The sequence below is a fragment of the Saccharomonospora iraqiensis subsp. iraqiensis genome, assembly GCF_000430445.1.
GTDB classification, from domain to species: domain Bacteria; phylum Actinomycetota; class Actinomycetes; order Mycobacteriales; family Pseudonocardiaceae; genus Saccharomonospora; species Saccharomonospora iraqiensis.
The window spans coordinates 62,391-67,297 of the sequence record NZ_KE387084.1 but is presented as its reverse complement, the minus strand read 5'-3'; the positions used below and the strand labels follow the sequence as shown (position 1 = coordinate 67,297).

The 4,907-nt window shown below is 72.6% G+C and carries 5 protein-coding genes and 1 pseudogene; all 6 read right to left on the bottom strand.

Translation table 11 applies throughout. The features are described from left to right. A pseudogene (locus tag ACTIR_RS26525) lies at positions 1-199 on the bottom strand (hypothetical protein); the annotation flags it as partial. After that, entirely contained in the window at positions 193-2,304 is a 2,112-nt protein-coding gene (locus tag ACTIR_RS0110120; protein WP_026454187.1) for a hypothetical protein, read from the bottom strand. The pseudogene ACTIR_RS26525 and the gene ACTIR_RS0110120, both read right to left, overlap by 7 nt. A 5-nt stretch (positions 2,305-2,309) precedes the next feature. Continuing rightward, positions 2,310-3,296 (bottom strand): hypothetical protein, encoded by a 987-nt coding sequence (locus ACTIR_RS0110115; protein ID WP_026454186.1) that lies wholly within the window; start codon positions 3,294-3,296, stop codon positions 2,310-2,312. A gap of 55 nt (positions 3,297-3,351) precedes the next feature. Then, positions 3,352-4,059 carry a Crp/Fnr family transcriptional regulator gene (locus ACTIR_RS0110110; RefSeq protein ID WP_233345871.1) on the bottom strand — a complete coding sequence of 236 codons (708 nt, stop codon included), beginning with the start codon at positions 4,057-4,059 and terminating at the stop codon, positions 3,352-3,354. Between the two features lie 117 nt (positions 4,060-4,176). After that, entirely contained in the window at positions 4,177-4,602 is a 426-nt protein-coding gene (locus tag ACTIR_RS0110105) for a hypothetical protein (protein ID WP_026454184.1), read from the bottom strand. A gap of 71 nt (positions 4,603-4,673) precedes the next feature. Next, on the bottom strand, positions 4,674-4,907 hold a 234-nt coding region (locus ACTIR_RS0110100; RefSeq protein ID WP_026454183.1), incomplete at its 5' end, for a helix-turn-helix domain-containing protein.

Here is a 4,907-nt window from a genome sequence, read left to right as displayed (position 1 = left end):
GCGGCGCCTGGCCGGCGCCCCGCCACCGGGCCTCCGCACGGACCGTGACGGTGAAGCGCAGGTAGTCGTCCGCACTGGGCAGCGTCAGCTCGGCCCGCACCGCCTGCGGGAGCGGCTCGCAGGCGGTGACGACATGCTCCTGCGCCCGGTGTCCCTCTCCCTGACCGGCCCACAGCCGGCGGAACCACGCCCTCAGCACGAATGATCACTCCCCCAGATCGGATCGACCTCGTCCAGCCGGGTCCACAGCTGTTCCAACACGCCCGGCCGGTCCTGCCCCGTCGCTTCCGCGTCCGGGGGCACCGCTCTGGCCCGGCTCGTGTAGTGGACGCGCGCGATCCGGACCGAGTCGGCGTCCGTCGCCCGGACGAGATACTCGATCATGTCCTCGCTCTCCTCCCGATCGTGGTGGGCCCGTGCGGCTCCCAACCAGCCCTGCACCGCCGTGCGCAGGCACGGAGGCGGCATGGTGTCGAGCGCACGACCCCAGAAGGACACCGCCGCTTCGGGCTCGACGTGTTCGGGCGGCTCCTCCAGCAGCGTCGCGACACTCTCCGCCAGCAGAGTGAGACGCTCCGGAGGAGCGTTGTCGAACCACTCCCGCACCGAACGCAGGAACGTGGTGATTCCGAGCTCGCGCCCCAGTTTCACCAGCACCTCGCGAACCGTGCTCCGGACCGTGTCGTCCGAGGAGCCGGCCAGGTGTTTCAACCGGGTGAACGCGATCCGGGGGAACGAGAGACCGACCCCCGCACACACCTCGGCCGTCAGCAGCTGCAGATCCGCACCCGCGTCGTGCGACCATCTCAACAGCCTCGCCCGGATGTCCTGGCCGAGCGACGGGTCCAGGGCGGCGCCGGTCAACAACCGCACGGCGATCGAACGCCGGTAGCCGTCACGGTTCGGCGCGGCCTCGGTCGTTCTCCCCCATTCCCGGGCCAGATCGACCGCGACAGCGGCCCCACCCGCGGCGGCGAGTTCGAGGGACCTGTCCGCGAGACGCTCCAGGTCCGCCGCCGTCAGGTCTCGGCGTCGGCGCGGTATCCCGCCGAGCCACGACGTCAGCACGTCGCGCAGCACCGGGTGCTCGCGCCACACGTGCCGGAGCACCAGCGGCCCGAACGTCTCCGACCGGAACGTGGCGGTCTCCGGGTCGGAGTAGGCGTCCTCGGCGGCATGCCGGAACCACCGCGCGTACGGACTCGGCTGCAGCAACGGCGGCGGTGGCTCCCGGTGCAGACCGTTGTGTTCGAGCAACAGGTCGGCGGCGGCCACCACGTGCTCCACGGCCGCCCCTTCGAGCGATGCGGTCGCCAGCAGCAGTGCCAATCCCTCGGCGTCGTCCTCGTCCTGCCGGGCGCGGATCCGCTCCCGCAGGGCGTCCTCCGACTCCCCGGACAGGTCCCGCAGCGCGTTCCGGAGCGCGTGCGCCGGTTCCTCATCCCGTGACATCCGATATTCGACGGCGTCCGCAAGCTGTTTCACCCGTGGTGGCCACAGGTTCTCCAGTTCCTCCGCGGTGCCGGTCTCGGTGACGAGGCGGGGGACGTCGACACCGGTGAGGTGCCGGGCGAGAACCGCTTCCGACGAGGGTTTCCCGAGCTCGTGCACCCGGCCGGGGAAATGCTCGGAGAACTCTCCCCTGCTCTCCCACGGAACGACGAGGATCAGATAGCTCCGGTGACCGGCGAGTTCCCGGCTGAACGCGACGAGCTGCCTGCGTGCCTCCGGCAGATCCTCGGCCGCCGCGCGCCCGTCGATCAGCACCACCGCGGGGGCGTCCCGAGCCAGCAGCTCGTCGGCGGCCAGCCCGAGGGCGGGATCGAGCAGTTCCTCCCGCACCTCGAGCTGCGGGTACTCCCGCTGCAACTGGTGGCCCAGGCGCAGACCCGCGCTGAACTGACCGCCTTCGTCCGCCTGTGCCACGAGCACGAGGACCCGCTCACGCCGAAGGACGTCGAGCGCCGCCGGCCCGTCCCGGTCGTCGTCCCCGAGCAACCCGGGCGGCGCGACGTAGCTGTCCGCGCGTTGGGCGAGGGCCGCGGGATCCTGCAGACCGCGATCGTGCCGTGGCCGGGCCTCGGCCCGGGCCGACGGGCCGACCTGCACGGTCTCGGCGTAGATGGTGGTCGTGACCTCGGTGAGGTCGCGTCCCGCGGTCCTGTGCCCGTTGCCGCTGACCGAGATGTCGGAGACCGGATTCCCCGAGCTCGACGGCATCGGCTGTTCCCCCGGTACGGAGGTGCCCGGGCTGTCCCCGTCCGACCCGAGAATGCCGAACGCGTCGACGTCGTGTGCGGCCATCGGGGTCACCACCCGGCCCGATCCGCGGTCCCGCCGGTGCGGCGGCCACTGGCCGGTCCGAAGTTCGCGTCACCCCGGGTGGAGACGTCTCCGGTGATCTCGGTGGACGACTGGGTGACGTCGCGTCCCGCGGTGACGTGCCCGTCGCCGGACACGACGATGCCGCTGCCACTGGCGTCGCCCACCGTGTGCTGCCGGACCCCGCCGTGCACCACCCCGCTCTGGGCGACCCCGTGCGCGTCACCGGTGACGGTGTTGGACACGGGAGCCGGTCCGGACCCGGCGTCCGCGGCCCCCGCCTCCTCCGGCGTGTCCGTGTCGTCTCCTCCGGGCAGCAGCACTGCCCGGAGCAGGTCCCCGGAGGGGGCGGGCACCCGCAGGTAGCCCGTTCCGGAGTATTCCTTCGCCGCCAGCTCCAGCGGCGCCTCCACGAATTCGCTCGGCCGCCGCTCGGTCCGCTCCGCCCGCACGATCTCCTCCATGACGGTGCCGGACAGCACCGAGGCCACCAGGGTCACCTCCGGGTCGGAGTGGTCCAGCAGCCGGCGGACCGGTTCCGCGTCGAGCATTCGCCCGGCGTCGACCATGACCCGGCCCGCCGGGGAGTCGGCCAGCAGCGCGTCGAAAGCGCCCACCGGCCCGTAGTGCAGGCTCGTGCGCAGGCGCAGCTCGATCCCGGATGCCCGGAAACCCTTGACCCGCCGACGCAGCTCGACCTGCAGCGCGTCGAAGAACCCGTCCACCACGGCGGCCACCAGCTCCGGGCGGACGCCGACGAGATAGCCGTCGCCGCGGAAGGCGTGGAACCGGTGTCCCCGCCAGGCCTCGGCGAGCCCCACCCGGTCCGCCGCCGCCCGGAGCACGGCGGGGAGTTCGCGCTGGATCGTCTCCTGTTGTGCGGTGGTGTGCCGACTGAAGTGACGGACGTCCACGGCGAGGATGCCGAGGTGCTCACCGGGGTGCCGGTCGGGGGCCGGGGATGACTGGTCCACGTCGAAACCTCCACAAGATCGGATGATCGCTGTCGACGCCGAGCGTGCCGGGGAGTCACCGCCGGTTCTGTCCGGAACCGGACACATCCGGGTCGGCGAGTCCGGCGAGGTCGAGGATCTCCAGCCGTCCCCGCGCCACCCGGATCAGGCCGCGTGCCTTCCACTCCGCGAGCACGGGTGTGACCGCGGAGCGCGCGAGGCCGAGGGCCGCCGCGAGCTCCTGCTGGGACAGGCAGATCAGGCGCGGGGCCGGGTGGTCGGGGCCGGCCGCCGCCACCAGGGTGTCGAGGAGGTCGGCCAGCCGGGTCGCCGTCGGGTGGTGTGCCAGCCGCCAGGCGTGTGCGGCACTTTCCCGGAGTTTGTCCAGGATGTAGCCGTTCAGCTGCGTCTCGAGGGCGAACCGACGGAGCAGGTCCCCGAACCGCCGATCGGGCAGCCGCACCGTGATCCCCGGTTCGATCGCAACCACCGTCGCCGACCGGGGCTTGCCGTCGCGTTCGGAGAACTCCCCCACCACGTCCCCCGGGCCGCGCACCGCGAGCATGATCTCGCGGCCGTCCGGTTCGGCGTAGCGGACCGCCAGCCGGCCGGACAGGCACAACAGGGTCCACCCACCCGGGTCGCCCTGCCGCAGCAGGGGTTGCCGCGCCCGGTGACGGGTCCGCACCCCCGCGCCCACGAGACTCGCCCACGCCTCGGTCGGAACGACGGCACGAAAGCCGCGTGCCCCGGGTGACCACCCCGGCTGCCTCGCTTCCCGCACACGATCATGTGTACGCGCCGCCCCGGCCGTGTGGGACGGAAACCGTCAAGATCACCCCGACGGGGACGGTCGGGCAACTCTCCGTACCCGGAGCCGGAACACCCCGGCGGATAACGGTCACCCGGTCAGCAGGAGCACCCCCGTGACGATCAGGGCGACGACCTTCACCGCCTCCAGGGCGATGTAGACGTAGTGGTTCCGCGACCTCGGGACGTCCTCGCCCGCGAGCACGCGGTCCGACCGTCGGGACAGCGCGGGCCGCACCGCGACGAGCTGCACGGCCAGCGTCCCGACGACCACGGCTCCCGCGGTCAGCATCCCGACCGGGGGCAGGGCGACCACCGCCGCGACCACCAGCACCACCGCCAGCACGGTCTCGGCGACGTTGAGGGCACGGAAGACCAGCCGCCCGATACCGAGGCCGATCCGCAGCGTCACCTCCGGGGCGCGGAACTTGAGCGGCGCCTCGAGGAACGAGATCGCCAGCACCATGCCCAGCCAGACGAACACCGCCGCCGTCGCCACCGCCTGCGCGGCACCCATCACGTCTCCCTCCGCCGGAAGAACCCGATCATCCCGATCCTACGAACCCGACCCCGCCGGAGGGCGCGGGCTCAGCCCCGGGAACGGTTCAGGTAGTTGTAGACGGTGAACCGGGTGACGCCGAGCGCCTCGGCGACGGTCTCGGCCGACTTGCGGTAGTGGAAGGCGCCCCGTTCCTCCAGCAACCGGACGGCGCGTTGCTTCTCCGCGCGCGGCAGCTCGGCGAGCGGGGCGCCCAGTTCCGCGGCGAGGTCGTCGAGCAGGCCGGCGAGCCCCGCGGTGCCCGCGCTGCCCTCGTTCGGCAG

Coding starts and splice junctions, on each gene's coding strand:
- ACTIR_RS0110120 (WP_026454187.1), bottom strand. CDS start 2,304: ATGGCCGCACACGACGTCGACGCGTTCGGCATTCTCGGGTCGGACGGG.
- ACTIR_RS0110105 (WP_026454184.1), bottom strand. CDS start 4,602: ATGGGTGCCGCGCAGGCGGTGGCGACGGCGGCGGTGTTCGTCTGGCTG.